General features: G+C 43.3%; 3 protein-coding genes. All 3 read right to left on the bottom strand.

Annotated features, from left to right (window positions below):
* Positions 1 to 40: 40 nt before the first annotated feature.
* A complete protein-coding gene (locus QUA56_RS36570; protein ID WP_333368904.1) occupies positions 41 to 376 on the bottom strand; it encodes an RRXRR domain-containing protein in 336 nt (111 codons plus the stop codon).
* 290 nt (positions 377 to 666) lie between these two features.
* On the bottom strand, positions 667 to 939 hold the full coding sequence (locus tag QUA56_RS36575) for a DUF1830 domain-containing protein (protein WP_333368907.1): 273 nt from the start codon (positions 937 to 939) through the stop codon (positions 667 to 669).
* A gap of 101 nt (positions 940 to 1,040) precedes the next feature.
* Positions 1,041 to 1,301, bottom strand: a complete 261-nt coding sequence (locus QUA56_RS36580) for a hypothetical protein (RefSeq protein ID WP_333368910.1) — start codon at positions 1,299 to 1,301, stop codon at positions 1,041 to 1,043.
* Positions 1,302 to 1,468: the final 167 nt, after the last annotated feature.

Below are 1,468 nucleotides of genomic sequence, written 5' to 3' on the forward strand. Positions count from 1 at the left end.
GTTCTCTCATGTAGCGCAGGGCGAAAAATTTTGGCTCATATCATACTTTTAACCATTTACAAAACCGGGATGCTCCCGCTCTACGTGACTGCAAAGCGTCTTTAATCACGCTTCCCCGGTGTTCAAGTTCCATTCCCCAGATCACTTCGTTTCTGTTGTTTACAAGCGAGATCCCGGTCGTTTTAGAACCTGGATCAATCTTGAGCGCGATCGGGTAAGTGATAATATTTTCTACCACCCGATTCACGATCAAAGTGAACGGATAGAAGCGAAACACAGCAGCTTTACCAGTATCCATCAGCTTTTGAGCATGAGCCGGATGAATAGGATTCATCGGTGTTTTGTTGGCATCAATCAGCAAAACGTGGTTACTCATGGTTTGATTTGGTCGGTTTGACCAGCCCTATGTAATGTTTGCTTCGACAATGCTTTCAAGGCTTGTTATGCAACTATCAGAGGGTTTTCAGGGTGTCTTTTACCTTTGTTTAACCGTTGCGACAGTTGCCATAAACTAGCGGTTATTCATGGGTGTCGTGACGCTTGAAAGCGTAGCCAACCTTATTACAGGTAACTCTTTTTTACGGCTGAGTCTGCACGTTAGCCCCACCTACCCAAAATGTCTAATTCTGGGTAGTTATGGGTAGACACGATCTAACGGAATTATCTTCAATCAGCAGTGCTTAACTCTTCAACTCGCAGCCGATCGCACAAAATTCGATCGCACGCAATAGCACCCGTCTCCGAACTCCTGCAAACTTCTAACTGAGCTTCCGGCAGCGCTTCAAACAAAAAACGTTCCCCCGGAAACACCGTCCGCTCAAAATACCAATTAGGAATATTTGTAATCCGAGCAATTTGCACTTGGCTAGTATTATTGAAATACCAACACAAAATGCGCGCATGACCTTCGGAAATTACCTCATTCAGTGTCAAATACATCTTTTTAAGTTGTTTGTGAAATTGTGCGAGCCATCGGCGACTGGCCTACGCTTAATATAGCATATCACCAGTTTAATTTTTTTTTCTATACATTTTTTGGCTTAATTAATAAATGCCCCTGCGGACACATCGGTGCCTTCCACGTGTTCCCAAGAAGGTGCAAAAGGCGGCATTGCTAAAGCGCAAGATTTCCATCCTCCCCGAACAGGTGCGTTCAACAATTGACAGTGACCGACTGAACCTCTTGGCTGTTCGTAGTAAGCGCAAAAATGACACTTAGAAGTAGGATTGCAGGCTCGCTCGCTAGTTACAAGGTTGGGCTTATTTTGGGTTTGGTTGCGTTCTAGAAGTAGAGTGTTCATTAAATTACTTTTTTAATCTTCACTCTCAAGTATGACCGCTTGAGTTCAGTCGTTGCGTCTATCTCAAGGCTTAGTTCGCCTTTAAGTTTTGTGGTTCTTCATTAGTTGGTATGCTAAACTAACAATTAAATGCTTGCGTAAGCAAACATCTATTTTTGTAGTTGTCA

This window comes from Microcoleus sp. N3A4, from assembly GCF_036701805.1.
Lineage (GTDB): Bacteria > Cyanobacteriota > Cyanobacteriia > Cyanobacteriales > Microcoleaceae > Microcoleus.

Coding starts and splice junctions, on each gene's coding strand:
- QUA56_RS36570 (WP_333368904.1), bottom strand. CDS start 376: ATGAGTAACCACGTTTTGCTGATTGATGCCAACAAAACACCGATGAAT.
- QUA56_RS36575 (WP_333368907.1), bottom strand. CDS start 939: ATGTATTTGACACTGAATGAGGTAATTTCCGAAGGTCATGCGCGCATT.
- QUA56_RS36580 (WP_333368910.1), bottom strand. CDS start 1,301: ATGAACACTCTACTTCTAGAACGCAACCAAACCCAAAATAAGCCCAAC.